Origin of the sequence: Lentzea sp. NPDC058450 (assembly GCF_042721395.1) — a bacterium.
Taxonomy (GTDB): Bacteria; Actinomycetota; Actinomycetes; order Mycobacteriales; family Pseudonocardiaceae; genus Lentzea.
The window spans coordinates 15,261-32,837 of the sequence record NZ_JBHXLO010000008.1; the positions used below are offsets into that span (position 1 = coordinate 15,261).

The window sequence follows — 17,577 nt, forward strand, 5'->3', positions numbered from 1 at the left end:
TATCCGATGCAGCGTGCCGATATCGGGAATACGCTGCGACGATGCTGGTCGGTGTCCCAAAGGAGATCAAGAACCACGAGTACCGCGTGGCCATCACGCCCGCCGGTGTGGTCGAGCTCGTGCGTCGCGGGCACTCCGTCGTGATCGAACGGGACGCCGGCGCGGGCTCGTCGTTCCCCGACCACGAGTACGTGGCGGCGGGAGCGAGGATCGCCGTCACCGCCGACGAGGTGTGGGGCCTCGCGGACCTGGTGCTGAAGGTCAAGGAGCCGATCGAGCCCGAGTACCACCGGATGCGCCGCGACCAGGTGCTGTTCACCTACCTGCACCTGGCGGCGTCGCCCGAGTGCACCTCGGCGATCGCCGCTTCGGGCATTACAGCCATCGCGTACGAGACCGTGCAGCTCGCGGACGGGTCGTTGCCGTTGCTGGCGCCGATGAGCGAGATCGCCGGGCGGATGGCGGCCCAGGTCGGCGCGCACTGCCTGGAACGCGCGCAAGGTGGGCGCGGGGTGCTGCTGGGCGGTGCGCCCGGGGTGGCCGCGGGCAAGGTCGCGGTGATCGGCGCCGGGGTGGCGGGGATGAACGCGGCGACGATGGCGGTCGGGATGCAGGCCGAGGTCGTGGTGCTGGACAACAACGTCAACCGGTTGCGGCAGATCGACTTCGTGTACCGCGGGCATCTGCAGACGATCGCGTCCAACGCGTACGAGGTCGAGAAGGCCTGTCGGTGGGCGGATCTCGTCGTGGGTGCCGTGCTGGTGCCGGGGGCGCGGGCGCCGAAGCTCGTGAGCAACCAGCTGGTGTCGACGATGCGTCCGGGCAGCGTGTTGGTGGACATCGCCGTCGATCAGGGCGGGTGTTTTGAGGACACGCGGCCCACCACACACGATGCGCCTACCTACCGTGTCCACGACTCCGTGTTCTACTGCGTCGCGAACATGCCCGGTGCCGTGCCGAACACGTCGACGTACGCGCTCACGAACGTGACGCTGCCGTACGTCATCGCGTTGGCGGACAAGGGTTTCGAAACAGCCGTCGCCGGCGATCCGGCGCTGGCCAAGGGTGTCAACGCATGGGACGGGAAGATCGTGTTGGAAGGGCTGGCGTGATCGCTCAGCTGGTGGCGACCTATCTGGACCACCTCGCCGTGGAACGCGGCACCGCTCGCAACACGCTCGATTCGTACACTCGCGACCTTCGCCGCTACACCGAGCACCTGGACTCCCTTGGTGTCACGGAACTGGGCGCTGTGACCGAGATGCAGGTGAGTGAGTTTCTCGCCGTGTTGCGGGAAAGCGGGCTTGCGGCTTCTTCTGCCGCGCGGACGTTGGTCGCTGTGCGCGGTTTGCACCGCTTTGCGCATCGTGAAGGCGTTGTGCCCCATGACGTCGCACGGGCCGTGCATCCGCCTTCGCCGCCCAAGCGGTTGCCGAAAGCCTTACCTGTGAATGAGGTTCTCACCCTCCTCGAAACTGTGGGAAACCTCAGGGACAAAGCGTTGCTGGAGCTGCTGTACTCGACAGGAGCCCGAATTTCCGAGGTGGTGGGGCTCGACGTCGACGACATCGACGCGTCCGAGCGCACCGTGCTGCTCGACGGGAAGGGAGGCAAGCAGAGGCTGGTTCCGGTGGGGCGTCCGGCGTTGGCGGCGGTGGACGCGTACCTGGTTCGCGCGCGCCCCGCGCTGGCGGCGAAGGGGCGTGGCACACCGGCTTTGTTCCTGAACGCACGCGGCGGAAGGCTGTCGCGGCAGAGCGCGTGGACGGTGTTGAAGACCGCCGCGGAGGAGGCGGGAATCAGTTCCGCGGTGTCTCCGCACACGTTGCGACATTCGTTCGCCACCCATCTGCTCGAAGGGGGTGCTGACGTTCGGGTGGTGCAAGAACTCCTCGGGCACGCATCCGTTACGACCACTCAGGTGTACACACTGGTAACCGTTACGACTTTGAGGGAGGTCTACGCAACTGCACACCCTCGGGCCACTGGAACATGAGGCTTCCACGGGTACGGTGGGCAGGTGCCGAACTTGGACGAGCCGTCCCCACAGGCCATTGATCTAGCCGCTGTGCTCCACGCGCTGAGTGACCCGACAAGGCTCGCGGTCGTGCGCCAGATCCAGTCGAGCGGCGAACGGCTGTGCGGGGCCTTCGAGGTTGACGTGGCGAAGTCGACTCTCTCCCAGCACCTGCGCGTGCTGCGCGAGGCGGGCATCACGCGAACACGCTGCCGGGGCAACCAGCGGTGGGTCTCCCTGCGTCGCGATGACCTGGATCTGCTGTTCCCGGGACTGCTGGACGTCGTGCTCTCCGCCGTCGACAGGCGAACACGAACGGATGTCGCGGTCTAACTCAGTCTTGACAAACACCGGCGAGGCGCGTTGCCGCTCGCACGGGTGCGGCCTAGGCTGCGCCCGGAGAGACGACTACGACCAGTGAGGGAACGCCAGCCATGTCGACACCGGAGCACGCTTTCGCGCCCCGTGCCGACCTGAACCTGGCCCCGCACGCCGCGCCGGTGGACGACGTCGCCACCGAGCAGGTCGACGGCATCGGCCCGACCGGCAGACCACGCCGCGTGATCCCCGATCCGCCGGCGTTGCTGCACCACGGCCCGGCGAAGATCCTGGCGGTCTGCAACCAGAAGGGCGGCGTCGGCAAGACGACGACGACCATCAACCTGGGCGCGGCGCTGGCCGAGTACGGGCGCCGCGTGCTGCTCGTCGACTTCGACCCCCAGGGCGCGCTGTCGGTCGGCCTCGGCGTGCACCCGCACCAGCTCGAAACCACGATCTACAACGTCATCATGGAGAACGACACCGCCGTTCCCGACGTGATCCGCAAGACCATGGTCGACGACATGGACCTGCTGCCGAGCAACATCGACCTGTCGGCGGCCGAGATCCAGCTGGTGTCGGAGGTGGGCCGCGAGCACACGCTCGTGCGCACCCTCCGTCCCGTCATCGACCACTACGACTACGTGCTGGTCGACTGCCAGCCCTCGCTGGGCCTGCTCACGGTGAACGCCCTCGCGGCCGCGGACGGTGTGCTGATCCCGCTGGAGTGCGAGTTCTTCTCGCTGCGCGGGGTGGCGCTGCTCATCGACACCATCGAGAAGGTCAAGGAACGCTTGAACCCGAAGCTCAACATCACCGGCATCCTCGCCACGATGTACGACCCGCGCACCCTGCACTCGCGCGAGGTCATGGCCCGCGTCGTGGAGGCGTTCGGCGACATCGTGTTCGACTCGGTCATCAACCGCACCGTGCGCTTCCCCGAGACCACGGTGGCCGGCGAACCGATCACCCGCTGGGCCCCGCGTTCGTCCGGCGCCAACGCCTACCGCGCGCTGGCCCGCGAGGTGATCGCCCGGTGAACCGTCGCCCGTCACTGCCAGGGGCGGCGGAGCTCTTCAGGCTGACCGCTGCCGCGCCCGTGCCCGCCGACTCCCCGGTCTCGCCGGTGTCCTCGGTGGCGTCGGCGGAGGACGCCCCGCAGCAACGCCGAGGCTCCGGCCGCACCAAGCACACCACCAAGATCACGGTCTACGTCTCCGACGAGGAGCTCCTCGCCCTCGAACAGGCCCGCCTGACGCTGCGCGCCGCGCACGGCCTGGGCGTCGACCGGGGCCGCGTGGTCCGCGAGGCGATCGCGATCGTGCTGGACGACCTCGAGTCGCACGGTGACGAGTCGTTGCTGGTACGCAGGTTGCGCGAGCGGTGACCGAGGAAGCCCCTGCCGAGGTCACCGAGGTCGCTGAGGTTCCCGCTCCGGACGACGGCAAGTTCAAGGTCAGGCTCACGAACTTCGAGGGCCCCTTCGACCTGCTCCTGCAGCTGATCTCGCAGCACACCCTCGACGTCACCGAAGTGGCCCTGCACCAGGTGACCGACGACTTCATCGCCCACATCCGGGGCATGGGCGACCAGTGGGACCTGGACGAGACCACGGAGTTCCTGGTCATCGCCGCCACCCTGCTGGACCTCAAGGCGGCGCGCCTGCTCCCCACCGGCGACGTGGAGGACGAGGACGACCTGGCCCTCCTGGAGGCCCGCGACCTCCTCTTCGCCCGCCTCCTCCAGTACCGCGCCTACAAGCAGGTGGCAGCACTCTTCGCCGAGCTCGAACAGGGCGCCTACCGCCGCTACCCGCGCTCGGTGTCCCTGGAACCCCGCTTCGAGGGCCTGCTGCCCGAGGTGATGCTGGGCGTCACCCCGGACAAGTTCGCCCTGATCGCGGCGGCGTCCTTCCGACCGAAGCAGAAGCGCACCCTCTCCACGGACCACATCCACCAGCACCGGGTCTCGATCCGCGAGACGGCGGACGAGCTCCGCGCCCTCCTCATCGAGAAGGGCACGGCCTCGTTCACGGAGATCGTCGCCGACTGCACCGAGACCATGCAGGTCGTGGCGAGGTTCCTGGCACTGCTGGAGCTGTACCGGGAGAAGTCACTGGCCTTCGAACAGGAAGACCCCCTGGGCCCGCTGCAGGTGACCTGGGTGGGCGGCACGATCGAACAGGCGCAGGCACAGGTGCACGCCGGCGACGAGGATGAGGACTACGGCGGATGAGCGACCCACTGGTGGGACCGGACGCGGCAGAGATCGACCGCCCGGGCCCGGCCTTCGACGGCGCCGAGCCGGCAGGCGAACCCGAGACCGCGGAGCCCGAGACCGCTGTGGAAGCCGGGAACGCGCCGAGCGAGACGGCTCCGCCCCCCGGCTCCAGTCTATCGACCGGCACCGACGAAAACGGCACGTCAGAGGTCGAGCCTGTGGACAACGCGGCAGCCACGCCGGCCGCCGCTCTTGCTGGCGCCGCCCTCGGCGACCCCGCGCCGGACGCCGCCCTTGCGGACGCCGCCCTCGACGACGCCGCACCGGCCGCCGTCGTGCTGGAGGAGTCCGGCGCCGCACCTGAGGTGACCGCCGCGCCGGAAACGGACGAGCAGCCCGCGGACGCCGCCCTCGACGACGCCGCCCCCGCGGCGGTCGTGCTGGCCGAGCCCGCCGCGGAACCCCAGCCCGCCAAGAAGGCCCGCGCCGCCAAGGCCAAAGCCAAGCCCGCCGAGCCTGCGCCCACCCCCGAACCGGCCCCGGAGCCCGCCGCTGACCCTGCCGGCGAGCCCGAGCCGGAGCCCGACTCCGCCGACTCCGGGGACGCCGCCGCCCTCGAGGCGCAGCTGCTCGCCGTCGCCCCCGAAGAGGCCATCGAGGACAGCGGCCTGCCCGACCTCACCGACGACGCCACCTTCGAGGCCGCGCTCGAGTCGGTGCTGCTCGTGGTGGACAGCCCGATCGCCGAGGACCAGCTCAGCAGTGCCCTCGAACAGCCGGTTAAGCGAATCAAGCAGGCACTCCGTACACTTTCCCACCGGTACACCGAGTCCGGCAGCGGCATTGATCTGCGTCGGGCGGGGGACGGCTGGCGGTTCTACACGCGGGACCGGTTCGCCCCGTTCGTGGAGAAGCTGTTGCTCGACGGCCAGCGCGCGAAACTCACCCGCGCTGCCCTGGAGACGCTCGCGGTGATCGCCTACCGGCAGCCTGTGACGCGGGCGCGGATCGCGGCGGTTCGCGGCGTCAACGTGGACGGTGTGATCCGGACCCTTGTCGCGAGGGGGCTCATCGAGGAGACGGGCACCGACAGCGACACTGGTGGGATCCTGTACCGCACGACCGAACTGTTCCTGGAGCGGTTGGGGCTGTCGTCACTGCGCGACCTGCCGCCGATTGCTCCGCTCCTGCCCGAAGTGGATGCGATCGACGATGTCTGAGAACGAGGGCGTGCGCCTGCAGAAGGTGCTCGCGCAGGCGGGGATCGCCTCGCGCCGTGCTTCGGAGGAGCTGATCGACCAGGGGCGGGTGCAGGTCGACGGCAAGGTCGTCAAGGAGCAGGGGCGGCGCATCGACCCCGAGACGGCCGTCGTGCACGTCGACGGGGTGCGGGTGCAGATCCGCGAGGACGTCGTGACGATCGCGCTCAACAAGCCGTTCGGGATGTTGTCCACGATGGAGGACGACCTCGGGCGGCCGTGCGTCGGCGATCTGGTGCGCAACCGCAAGGAGCGGCTGTTCCACGTCGGCCGGCTGGACGCCGAGACCGAGGGGCTGTTGCTGCTCACGAACGACGGTGAGCTCGCGCACCGGCTGATGCACCCCAGCTACAACGTCAAGAAGACGTACCTCGCCGAGGTGCCGGGGCCGGTCGAGAAGGGCCTCAACAAGAAGCTCAAGGCGGGCATCGAGCTGGAGGACGGGCCGGTCAAGGTCGACTCCTTCAAGCTCATCAGCGCGGTGCCGGGCAAGGCGCTGGTCGAGATCGTGCTGCACGAGGGCCGCAAGCACATCGTCCGCCGCCTGATGGAGACGGCCGGGTACCCGGTGCAGTCGCTCGTGCGCGTCGCGGTCGGTGACGTGTCGCTCGGCAACCAGCGTCCCGGCTCGATGCGGGTGCTGAACCGCCAGGAGGTCGGCGGGCTGTACAAGCTCGTCGGCATGTGACCGAGTACTGAACCGCTCGCCCCTCCGGCCCCCAGAGCCGGAGGGGCGACCTGCGGTGAACCCCCGTTCACCTTGCGACGAGAACGCTACGGCGACGACGTTGTAAGGGGTCGGAAGTGCGCAGTGAACATCAACGTGTAGACAATCGGTCTCTGGGGGAGATCGAGATGCCACGTACTGAAAGCCCGCTGGCCAGTGAGGACACCGAACTCGGCCGGTTCGCGGCGGACCTGAGGAAACTGCGCGAGAAGGCGGGCACACCGTCCTATCGCGAGCTCGCTTCACGCGCGCATTACTCGGCGGCGACGCTCTCGGACGCCGCCGGCGGCAAGAAGCTGCCGAGTCTCGCCGTCACGCTCGCCTACGCGAAGGCCTGCGGGGGCGACGAGACGGAGTGGGAACAGCGGTGGCGTGCCATCGCCGCCCCGCCGGAACCGACCGCGGAGCCCCCGTACGTCGGCCTCAAGGCGTTCCAGCAGGAAGACGCGGCGAGGTTCCACGGCCGCGAGAAGCTCACCGCGAAGCTCACGGAACTCACGCACGCCCGCCCGTTCGTCGGGGTCTTCGGCGCGAGCGGCTCCGGCAAGTCGTCGCTCATCCGGGCGGGCCTGCTGCCGAACCTCGGCCAAGCGCTGATCTTCACCCCCGGCCCGCGACCGAAGGACGAGTGCGCGGTCCGGCTGGCCCAGCTCACCGGCCACTCCGCCGTCGTCCTGCGCGCCGAGCTCGAAGACCCGCGAGCGCTCGACCTCATCATCAGGCAGCACGACGAGCACCTTGTCCTGGTCATCGACCAGTTCGAGGAGGTCTTCACGCTGGCGAGCCCCGAGCAACGCGACTGGTTCGTGCAGGCCCTCACCCAGGCCCCGCACGTGGTCATCGGCGTCCGCGCCGACTTCTACGGCCACGTCGGCCGCCACCCCGAACTCGTCGAGGCTCTCGAAGGCGCCCAGGTCCTGGTCGGACCGCTGACCACCGACGAGCTCCGCCGCGCCATCGTCGAACCCGCCCAGCACGTCGGCGCCACCGTCGAGTCCGCCCTGGTCACGAGGCTGGTGGCGGACGTCGCGGGCCAGGCCGCCGCCCTCCCGCTCGTCCAGCACGCACTCGTCGAGACGTGGCACCGCCGCCGGGGGATGACGCTCTCGCTCGTCGGCTACGAGGAAGCGGGCGGCGTGGAACACGCCATCGCCCGCACGGCGGAGGCCGTCTACGGGCACCTGAGCGAAGAACAGCAGCGCACGACCAGGAAGACGTTCCTGCGCCTGATCGCGTTGGGCGAAGGCACCGAGGACACCAAGCGCCGCGCGAACCGCGAGGACCTCGACGCCGACGTGCTCGAACGTCTCGCCACCGCCCGCCTGGTCACGCTCACCGAGCAGCACGCCGAACTCACCCACGAGGCGCTCATCCGCTCCTGGCCGAGGCTGCGCGACTGGATCGCCGAGGACCGCGAGACCCTGCGCGTGCACCACCGCCTCACCGAGGCCGCCAGGAACTGGGACGGCGACCGCGACGTCCTCTACCAGGGCGCCCGACTCGCCCAGGCCACCGAGCTCGACCCCGGCGACCTGACCGAGCAGGAGACGGCGTTCCTCGAACAGAGCCAGGCAGAAGGCCGCCGCAGAACCAGACGGGCCCGCGCGACCACCGCGGTCCTCGCGGTCCTGGTGCTGCTCCTCGCCGGCACGGTCGTGTTCGCGAATCGCAAGGCGGACGAGGCCGCCGACCAGCGCGACCTCGCGATCGCCGGCAACGCCGCCACCGAGGCGCGCTGGCTCGCCCGGCTGCCGATGGACAACGGACGTGCCGCGCGCCTCGCCCTCGCCGTGCACCGGGTGGCGCCCACCGACTCGAGCCGCGACCTGCTCCTCGGCGCCGACGCCGCCCTCCACCAGAAGCAGTTCCGGCCGGGCAACCGCCAGATCGCCGCGAAGGCCAACGGCGGCAGGTACTTCCTGGCCGAGGGCGAGGGCGAGGACTCGGTGCTCTGGGACGTCGAGACGGACAGGTTCGTCGGCTCCCTGCCGACCGTCCCGGTCGTGATCAGCGACGACGACCGCCGCGCGGTGGTGCCCGAGACCCGGTCCCGGTTCGGCCTCTACGACATCGCGCCCACCGGCGAGGTGGAGCGGCTCGCCGACCTCCCGGCGCACGCCGACTCCTCGGTCGCCACGAGGAACGGCGTCGACGTCATCGCCGGGATGGAGTACGAGGACGACGACGCGGCACCGCGGGTCTGGGTGCACGACGGGTCCGGTCACGTCGAGGAGATCGAGCTGCCCGGCGAGGGAGAGGTCCACTCCCTGCGGTTCTCCCCGAACGGCGAGGTGCTCGCGGTGGAACGACGGGACGGCGCGGGCGTCGAGCTCTGGAGGTTCGACGGCTCGGAGCTCCACCGCGCGGGCGGCTTCGCCTCCCCGCTCGCCCTGGCGGGACCGCGGTTCAGCCCGGACGGCCGCCTGCTGTTGATGGCCACCCCGACCAGCGCGACGACGACCGTGTGGGACGTCTCCGATCCGGCGAACCCGGTGCGCTGGGCGGAGCTTCGGGACCAGCTCGCCCACAACCAGGTGCCGATGACCAAGTTCTCGCCGGACGGCCGTCAGGTCGTGCTCGGCACGGCGCAGACGGTGAACGTCTGGGACATCGGGCGGCGTGACGCCCCGCGCAGGCTCGCGGCCTTCGACAACTTCACCACCGACGTGAAGACGGTCTTCTCGTGGCAGCAGGGGTTCGCGGCGATGACGACGGACAACGTCATCTGGCAGCTGCGCCTCGACCCCGAACAGGTCGCGAAGGAACTCTGCCTCGGTGGCGCCGAACTGTCCGACAAGGAGTGGGAGCAGTACTTCCCGGGCATCGACCGCAAGCCCGTGTGCTGAGTTCGTGAGCCGTGGGTGGCGCGATGCGCGGGCCACCCACGGCCACCTCCGGCGCCGGTTCGGGGCGCGAGCACCGGGTCTTCCCCGCTCAAAGGTGTCTGCCCAGCACGTTAGGGCGAACGGGTTGTTCACGGTCATGTGTTGGCCGCTGAACAAAGTTCTCTGAACAATGACGGGATGCCGAGACGGGAACGCCCTCTCGACGAGGGCGAGAGCGGTCTCCTGCGGTTCGCGGCGGATCTGCGCCGGCTGCGGGAACGCGCGGGAAGCCCCACCTACCGGGAACTGTCCCGGCGGGCGCACTACTCGGCGGCGGCGTTGTCGGAGGCGGCGGGCGGGCGCAAGCTGCCGAGCCTCGCCGTGACGAAGGCGTACGCGAAGGCCTGCGACGCCGACCCGGAGGAGTGGGCACGGCGGTGGCGCGCCGTGGTCGAGTCGGAACCCCACGCGGCCAACGACAGTCCGTACGTCGGGCTCGCGATGTTCCAGCCCGGCGACGCACCGAAGTTCTTCGGGCGTGAGCGGCTGACGGCCGAGCTGCTCGTCACGAAGAACCGCTTCACCGGGGTGTTCGGCCCGTCCGGGGTGGGGAAGTCGTCGTTGCTGCGCGCCGGTCTGATCGCCCGCACCCGCGACCCCGTCCTGCTCTTCACGCCCGGCGCCAACCCCGTCGAGGAGTGCGCGCTCGCCCTGGCGAGGCTCACCGGCCGGGAGGCCGCCGACCTCGCCGACGAGCTCGCGGATCCGGTGCGGCTCACCGAGGAGCACCCGCACCTCGTGGTCGTGGACCAGTTCGAGGAGCTCTTCACGCTGTGCCGCGACGAGGACCACCGCCAGTGGCTCATCACCGCGCTCCTGCACTGCACCAAGGTCGTCATCGGGGTGCGCGCCGACTTCTACGGCCACTGCGCGCGGTACCCCGACCTCGTCGAGGCGCTCGAAGGCGCGCACCTCCTGCTCGGCCCGATGACCCCGGACGAGCTCAGGCTCGCCATCACCGAACCCGCCGCGGCCGTCGGCGCCAAGGTCGAGACCGCCCTGCTGGCACGGCTCATGGCCGACGCGGTGGGCCAGGCCGCCGTGCTCCCGCTGCTGTCGCACGCCCTCGCGCAGACCTGGCAGCACCGGCGCGGCATGACGCTCACCCTCGCGGGCTACGAGGAGGTCGGCGGCCTCGACCACGCCGTCGCCCGCACCGCGCAGGAGGTCTTCGACACCCTTTCCCCGCAGGGACGGCACCAGGCCAAACGAATCCTGCTGCGGCTCGTCACGGCGGAGGACACCAAACGCCGCGCACAGCACGACGAACTCGAAGCAGACGACGACGTGCTCCTCGCCCTCGCGGCGGCGAGGCTCGTCGTGATCGACCGCGACGGCGTGGAGCTCGCGCACGAGGCGTTGATCCGCGGCTGGCCCGAGTTCCAGGGCTGGGTGGAGCAGGAACGCGAGAACATCAAGGCACAGCGCGAGATCACGCACGCCACGCGCACCTGGGAGTCCCTCGACCGGGACGCGGGAGCGTTGCTGCGCGGCCGTCGCCTCGCGAACGTCCCGGACGGACTGTCCCTCAACGCCAGGGAGCGCGCCTTCCTCGCCGCGAGCAGAGCGGCGGAGGAAGAGGTCTCGCTGAGCACGCGAAGACGCACCCGCCGGCACCGCCAGCTGCTCGCCGCCCTCGCCGCGCTCGTGGTCGTCGCCGCCAGTTCCACGGCGTTCGCCTTGCAGGCCAACAGAACCGCCGACGAGCAACGCGCCACCGCCGTCGTGCTGAGAGCGGTGGGGGAGGCGAACTCCCTGAGGTCCACCAACCCCGCACTGGCCCAGCAGGTCGCCCTCGCCGCGTACCGGCTCGTGCCGTTGCCCCAGGCGCGCAACGGACTCCGGCAGGAGGACGTGCCGTCCCAGGTGCTCAGGGAGGCCCAGTCCGACGTCACCGCGCTCGTCGTCGGCCCCACCCAGCAGCAGGTCGTGACCGGGCACCGCGACGGCACGGTCGTGCTGACGACGTTGAACGACCTGCCGTCCCCGCGGACCTCCCTCGACGCGACCCGGCACACCGGCGCCGTGACCGCGCTCGCGATGGACCCGGCGGGAGGGTTCGTGGCTAGCGTCGGCGAGGACGGCGCTGTCCACGTCGTCGACGTGTCACTGGGCAGGCCGCGCGAGCTGACCGTGCTGCCCGTCCGCGCCAAGGCGATCGCCTGGCAGGGCACGACCCTCGTCACGACCGACGACGACGGCGCGCTGAGCTTCTGGACCGACCTGCGCCTCGGGCGCGCCCGCCTCGTCACCACGGCCCAGCTCGGCCTCGGCCCGCTCGCGGGGCTGTCGTTCCGCCCCGACGGCCACGTCCTCGCCGCCGTCACCACCGGCCGCGCCGTGCACCTGGTCGACGTCACGGACCCGCGTGACGTGAAGCTCCTGTCGCTGACCAGGGAGTTCGCCGGCGGCGCCCAGTTCGCGGGCCACAACGACCTGATCACCACGGCGAGCGCGGCCGTGCACCTCTGGGACACGACCGACCCGCGCAACCCGGTGCGCCGCGCCGAGATCCCGTCCGGCGGCGGCGAGGTCACCGCGGCCTGGCTCGGCGCGGGCAGGGCCGCGGTCGCCACCGACGACGGCCTCGTGCGGCTCTGGGTGGTCGACGGCGGCGAACCGGTGGAGCAGGCCCTGCTGCGCGGCCACGCCGGACCGGTCACCGCGGTCGGCCTGACCCCACGCGGTGACGAGGTGGTGACGGGGGGTGCGGACCGGGCCGTGCGGCTGTGGAACGCCGACCCGCGCGACCCCGCCGCCCGCATCTGCGAGCAGGCCTACCCCCGGATGACCAGGGCGGAATGGGACAGGTTCTTCCCCGGACTCGACTTCACGCCACCCTGTCCGGACTGAACCCCCAGCACCGGGCAGGTGGAACGATCACGAAGCGCACGCCGGGGTGGTGAGCGATTAGCGGCCCGTTAGACGGCGGACGAACCTCTGGTGGACAATCCGGCCAGGAGGCGGCATGCCACGAGGGGAACGACCGCTGGGTCCGGAGGACACCGCGTTGCTGCGGTTCGCCGGTGACCTGCGCAGACTGCGTGACCAGGCGGGCAAACCGAGCTATCGCGAACTGGCCAGGCGAGCGAACTACTCGCCGACCGCGCTGTCCGACGCGGCCGGTGGGCGGAAGCTGCCCTCGCTCGCCCTGACGCTCGCGTTCGTGCGCGCCTGCGAGGCCGATCCCGCGCCGTGGACCCGCCGTTGGCGTGAGCTCGCCGCCGAGCACACCCAGCCGTTGCAGCCGAACGCTCCGTACCCCGGCCTCGAGCCGTTCACCGAGCACGACGAGAAGCGGTTCTTCGGCCGTGAGTGCCTCGTGGAACAGGTCGTCGAGTCGGTCAAGCTCAAGCCCCTCACCGTCGTGCTCGGCGTCTCCGGGTCGGGCCGCACCTCACTGCTGCGCGCGGGCCTGCTGCCGGCGCTCGACGACGCCGTCCTGGTCACGCCCGGCGCCGACCCGCTGCACGACCTCGCCGAGGCGCTCGCGGAGGTCTTCGAACACACCACGGCCGACGGACTCGCCGCCGAGTTCCGCGCCGACCCCGACCACCTGCGGCTGCGGCTGCGCCAGCACCGCCCCGAGCTCGTCCTGCTGGTCGACGACGCCGAACGGGCGCTCGACGCCGAGGACTTCCTCAAGGCCGTCACCGGCTGCCCCCACGTCGTGCTCGCGATCCGCGCCGACCACCAGCACCGCTGGCGGGCGAAGAACCTCGACGCGACCGAGATCGTCATCGAGCCCATGAGCGCGGACCAGCTGCGCCGGGCCATCACCGAACCCGCCGCCAAGATCGGTGCCACCGTCGAGACCGCGGTCATCGCGCATCTCGTGGCCGACGCCGCGAACCAGCACGCGCTGCCGCTCGTGCAGCAGGCGCTGGTCGAGACGTGGCGGCGCAAGCGCGGCATGACGCTGCCGTTCGCGGGCTTCGAGGAGTCCGGCGGCATCGAGCACGTCGTCGCGCAGGCCGCCGAGTCGTTCTACGAGGGCCTCGCCGAAGACGACCGGCAGGCGGTCCGTCAGCTCCTGCTGAGACTGGTCTCGGTGCAGCGCAACGGACTCGCGCAACGCGGCGACCGCAGACGCGACCTGGACGGTGACACCGGTCTTGGCAGCCTCCTGGAGCTCCTCGCGAAGGCCCGGCTGGTCACCCTCACCGAGGACGGCGCCGAGCTCGCCCACGACGCCGCGCTGCGCTGGCACCGCCTCGCCGGCTGGATCGACGAGGACCGCGAGAACCTCAGGACGCACCAGCAGCTCGTCACAGCCATCGAGCTGTGGGAGGCGAGCGACCGCGACCCGCTGGCGCTCTACCGGGGCGTGCGGCTGCGCAAGGCCAAGGATCTCGGCGAGTTCCTGACCGTGCGGGAACGCCGGTTCGTCGACATGAGCACCAAACGCGAGAACCGCCGCTCGACGGCGTTGATCGCGGTGATGGCCGTGCTGCTCGCCCTCGTGCCCGGCACGGTCGTCTACGCGCTCGCGAACGAACGCAAGATCACCGAGATGAACGCGACCGCGCTCGGAGGCAAGGCGTTGTCGCAGTCGGAGGCGCTGCTGGAGCAACGCCGCCCGTACGCGGACAAGTACGCGCTCGTCGGCTACGAGGTCAGCCCGTCGCCCGAGGCCGAGAAGGTGCTGCGGCTCGCGAACGCCGTCGCGCGCGGCATCCCGTTCACCGGCACGCCCAAGGACGACGCGGACGTGCTGGTCGGCCCGCGCGGCGACATGGCCGCCGTGACCGACCAGGACGGCACCGACCGGATGTGGTCGATCGACGAGGACAAGGCGACGCCGGGCAAGCGGTTCGCCGAACGCCACCGGGTCGTGAAGCTCGCCGAACGCCGGGCCGTCACCCGCGACTTCAACGGCGACGAGCACCTGTGGGCCGTCAACGACGCGGGCGACATCAGCTACCTCACCGCGCTGCCCCGGCGGTTCCGCACGCTCGACCTCAGCCCGGACGGCTCGCGGCTCGTCGGCAAGGTCGGCGAGGCCGTCGAGATCGGGCTGCCGACCCCGGACGAGTCCGAGCACGCCGAGCTCTACGACCTGAGCGACCCGCGCAGCCCTCGCAAGCTGCCGATGCCGGTGCGCAACCCGGAGACCGTGGCGCTCAGCCAGGACGGCCGCGAGCTCGCGACCGGCACGTGGGACCCGGCCGGTGGCGTGACGACGATCGAGTTCTGGCGCATCGGCGGCACCGTCGAGTCCGCCGGACCGGCGCTGTCGCAGCACGTCTACGTCCGCGGCATCACCTACAGCGGGGACGGGCGCTGGCTCGCCGTCGAGCACTCGGCGCCGGAGTCGGTCGTCGAGGTGTGGCAACGGGTGCCGAGCGGCACGCCCGTGCTGCGCGCACGGCTCGACACGGCGTTGCGCGCGGGTGCACGTGTGTCGTTCTCCGACGACGGCCGGGTGGCGGTCGTGCGGGACAACGTCTTCGAGGTCCAGCAGCTCTACACGAACGACCGTCCGGCGGACCGGCTCGTGTACGTCGTCGGGCACGGCAACTCGATGCGCGCGGTGTACCGGCCGCAGAACCGCGACTTCCTGGTGCGCAGCGGCGGTCAAGATCCAGAACTGCTGCCGTACGACCTCGACACGACCCGGATCATCGACCGGATGTGCCACGCCAAGGACGGCGCCCGGCTCACGGACTCCGAATGGGTGAAGAGCTTCGGCGAAGTGGAGCGCGTGGAAGTCTGCTGAACCGCCGCCTGTGCGGGAAACAACGCGCAGTTGCATGTGCACGCATTGTGAACTGGAGATCCACTCTCTAGGGTGACCGAGTGCGTGCGTTCACAAGGGGACTCATCGGCATAGCCGGGTTCCTCGCGCTCTGGGAACTTCTCGGGCGCTCCCCCCTCATCCCCGCTCACGCGCTCCCGCCACCGTCCGCAGTGATCGGTGAGCTCGTGACGCAGTTGACTTCTCCCGAATTCATCAGTCATGTCGTGGCAACGGTTTTGGCGGTGCTGATCGCGATCGGGATCGCCATCGCCATCGCGGTGCCGAGTGGACTCGTGCTCGGCAGCGTCCCCGCCGTGCGGCACGCGACCCGTGCCGTGATCGAGTTCCTCCGCCCGATCCCTTCTGTGGCACTGATTCCGCTCGCTCTCGTGGTGCTGGGCTTCGGCCCGGAAACGAAGATCACGCTCGCGGTCTACGCCGCGCTGTGGCCGATCTTGTTCAACACCATTTACGCGCTCGACGAACTGGACCCCCTGCTCGTTGAGACGTCACGGGTTTTCGGCACCGGACGCGTGGGCGTGCTGTTCCGGGTCGCGCTGCCGAGCGCGTTGCCGTTCGTCCTGACCGGAATCAGGCTCGCCGCGACCACCGCTCTGATCGTCATGGTCAGCGTGGAACTCATGGCAGGCGCTCAGATCGGACTCGGCTACTTCATCATGGAGGCCCGCAGCGGACCGGGCCGGATGGACCAGGTGCTGGTCGGCACCGTGGTCGCGGGCGCCCTCGGCGTCCTGCTGAACAGCGGTCTGGAGCGCATCCGCCGGCGTTGGGTGGCCTGGTGAACAAGTTCCTTCAACGGTGGACCGTGTTCGCCGGCCTGATCGTCGTGTGGCAGGCCTTCGGCATGTGGGCCGACGACCCGTTCTTCCCGCCGCCGTCCGAGATCGTGACGGCCGCGTGGGAGTGGTGGGTCCTCGAACCCGAGAACGTCACCGAGCACATCCTCCCGTCCATCGGCAGACTGCTGTCGGGCTGGGCGATCGCGTCGGTCATCGGCGTCGCGCTCGGGCTGCTGCTCGGCCGGTCGGACCGGGCGATGGAGTACGCGGGCCCGTTGCTCGTGTTCCTGCGCTCGATCCCGCCGCCCGCGCTGGTGCCGGTGTTCCTGCTGCTGTTCAAGGCGGGCACGTCGATGCAGCTCGCCACGATCATCTTCGGCGTCATCTGGCCGGTGCTGCTCAACAGCGTCGACGGGGCCCGTTCCGTCGACGTGACCAAAGTGGACACTTCGGCCGTCTTCCGGATCCCGCGCTACCAGTGGGTTCTCGGAGTCGTGCTGCCCGCGGCCTCCCCGAAGATCTTCGCGGGACTGCGGGTGTCGTTGTCGCTCTCCCTGGTGCTGATGGTCATCTCCGAGCTCGTGGGCACGGACAACGGCATCGGTTCGCAACTCATGGTGGCGCAGCGCGAGTTCGACTACACGCGCATGTGGGCCGGGATCGTCTTGCTGGGCGTCCTCGGCTACGGACTCAACACCGCGTTGCTCGCGGTGGAACGCAGGGCTTTGGCATGGCAACCGAGGAGCAGGGATGAGCAACATGCTTGAGGTGGCCGACCTAGGCCACACCTACGGCGACTACGAGGCCATCGGCGGCCTCACCTTCACCGTGCGGGCCGGCGAGCTGGTGTGCGTGGTCGGACCTTCCGGCTGCGGCAAGTCCACGCTGCTGCGCACGATCTCGGGACTCATCAAGCCGTCCCGCGGCGACGTGACCCTGAACGGCTCCCACCTCGCGGTGGTGTTCCAGGACTACCAGCGCTCCCTGTTCCCGTGGCTCACGGTGCAGGGCAACGTCGAGTTCCCGCTGCGGTCCCTGCCCCGCGCCGAGCGCCGCAAGCGCGCGGCCGAGGCACTGGACTGGGTGGGACTGTCCGCCGCGGCCAAGAAGCGCCCGTGGCAGCTTTCCGGTGGCATGCAACAGCGTGTGGCGATCGCGCGCGCTCTGGCCTACCGCCCGGCGTTGCTGTTGATGGACGAGCCGTTCGCCTCCGTGGACGCGCAGACCCGCTTCGAGCTGGAGGACCTGTTGCTGCGCGTGCGCCGTGAACACGACACGACCGTCCTCGTCGTCACGCACGACATCGACGAGTCCGTGTACCTCGGCGACCGCATCCTGGTCCTGTCCACCTCGCCCGCGCGGCTGGTGGCGAACCTGGAGGTGCCGCTGCCGGCGGACCGCGACCAGGTCACCACGCGCACCGACGAGAAGTTCGTGGAGCTCCGGTCGAAGGTGGCCCGGCTGCTGAACGTGGGCGGCAAGCCCGCGATGGACGTCGACAAGTGGGCGGCGGCGGAGCGCGAGTCGCTGAGCGAGACCGTCTCGTCCTGACAGAAGCCTGAAAGCTTTACCAGTTCGGAAAACACTGAGGGCCCCGACCGTCGCGGTCGG

The 17,577-nt window shown here is 70.3% G+C and carries 14 protein-coding genes; all 14 read left to right on the forward strand.

All coding sequences use genetic code 11. The annotated features are described in order from the left end of the window. Window positions 1–41 precede the first annotated feature (41 nt). The 14 genes from ald (at window position 42) to ACFWNN_RS14855 (ending at window position 17,517) form a co-directional block, all read left to right on the forward strand. Window positions 42–1,112, forward strand: coding sequence for an alanine dehydrogenase (gene ald, locus ACFWNN_RS14790; RefSeq protein WP_382440425.1), 1,071 nt, complete (start codon window positions 42–44; stop codon window positions 1,110–1,112). Further along, window positions 1,076–1,996, forward strand: coding sequence for a site-specific tyrosine recombinase XerD (xerD, locus tag ACFWNN_RS14795; RefSeq protein ID WP_382440426.1), 921 nt, complete (start codon window positions 1,076–1,078; stop codon window positions 1,994–1,996). The genes ald and xerD overlap by 37 nt, the downstream gene beginning before the upstream one ends. A gap of 24 nt (window positions 1,997–2,020) precedes the next feature. Next, window positions 2,021–2,350 (forward strand): helix-turn-helix transcriptional regulator, encoded by a 330-nt coding sequence (locus ACFWNN_RS14800; protein ID WP_285644500.1) that lies wholly within the window; start codon window positions 2,021–2,023, stop codon window positions 2,348–2,350. 101 nt (window positions 2,351–2,451) lie between these two features. Continuing rightward, window positions 2,452–3,375: a ParA family protein gene (locus ACFWNN_RS14805; RefSeq protein ID WP_382440427.1), complete on the forward strand. Its 924-nt coding sequence runs from the start codon at window positions 2,452–2,454 to the stop codon at window positions 3,373–3,375. Then, window positions 3,372–3,722 carry a hypothetical protein gene (locus ACFWNN_RS14810; protein ID WP_382440428.1) on the forward strand — a complete coding sequence of 117 codons (351 nt, stop codon included), beginning with the start codon at window positions 3,372–3,374 and terminating at the stop codon, window positions 3,720–3,722. The genes ACFWNN_RS14805 and ACFWNN_RS14810 overlap by 4 nt, the downstream gene beginning before the upstream one ends. Beyond that, the gene (locus ACFWNN_RS14815; RefSeq protein WP_382440429.1) at window positions 3,719–4,570 is read left to right on the forward strand and encodes a segregation and condensation protein A; all 852 of its coding nucleotides are present in this window, start codon (window positions 3,719–3,721) and stop codon (window positions 4,568–4,570) included. Before ACFWNN_RS14810 ends, ACFWNN_RS14815 begins: the two co-directional genes overlap by 4 nt. A gap of 323 nt (window positions 4,571–4,893) precedes the next feature. Then, entirely contained in the window at window positions 4,894–5,775 is an 882-nt protein-coding gene (scpB, locus tag ACFWNN_RS14820; RefSeq protein WP_382440700.1) for an SMC-Scp complex subunit ScpB, read from the forward strand. Next, window positions 5,768–6,502, forward strand: a complete 735-nt coding sequence (locus ACFWNN_RS14825; RefSeq protein WP_382440430.1) for a pseudouridine synthase — start codon at window positions 5,768–5,770, stop codon at window positions 6,500–6,502. Before scpB ends, ACFWNN_RS14825 begins: the two co-directional genes overlap by 8 nt. 167 nt (window positions 6,503–6,669) lie before the next feature. Further along, window positions 6,670–9,387 (forward strand): helix-turn-helix domain-containing protein, encoded by a 2,718-nt coding sequence (locus ACFWNN_RS14830; RefSeq protein WP_382440431.1) that lies wholly within the window; start codon window positions 6,670–6,672, stop codon window positions 9,385–9,387. Between the two features lie 177 nt (window positions 9,388–9,564). Next, entirely contained in the window at window positions 9,565–12,279 is a 2,715-nt protein-coding gene (locus ACFWNN_RS14835) for a helix-turn-helix domain-containing protein (RefSeq protein WP_382440432.1), read from the forward strand. 115 nt (window positions 12,280–12,394) lie between these two features. After that, window positions 12,395–15,145, forward strand: coding sequence for a helix-turn-helix domain-containing protein (locus ACFWNN_RS14840; protein WP_382440433.1), 2,751 nt, complete (start codon window positions 12,395–12,397; stop codon window positions 15,143–15,145). Window positions 15,146–15,390: 245 nt separating this feature from the next. Next, window positions 15,391–15,969 (forward strand): ABC transporter permease, encoded by a 579-nt coding sequence (locus ACFWNN_RS14845; protein WP_382440434.1) that lies wholly within the window; start codon window positions 15,391–15,393, stop codon window positions 15,967–15,969. Continuing rightward, on the forward strand, window positions 15,966–16,733 hold the full coding sequence (locus ACFWNN_RS14850) for an ABC transporter permease (protein ID WP_382440435.1): 768 nt from the start codon (window positions 15,966–15,968) through the stop codon (window positions 16,731–16,733). Before ACFWNN_RS14845 ends, ACFWNN_RS14850 begins: the two co-directional genes overlap by 4 nt. Further along, window positions 16,717–17,517 carry an ABC transporter ATP-binding protein gene (locus tag ACFWNN_RS14855; protein ID WP_382440436.1) on the forward strand — a complete coding sequence of 267 codons (801 nt, stop codon included), beginning with the start codon at window positions 16,717–16,719 and terminating at the stop codon, window positions 17,515–17,517. Before ACFWNN_RS14850 ends, ACFWNN_RS14855 begins: the two co-directional genes overlap by 17 nt. The last annotated feature ends 60 nt before the right edge of the window (window positions 17,518–17,577 follow it).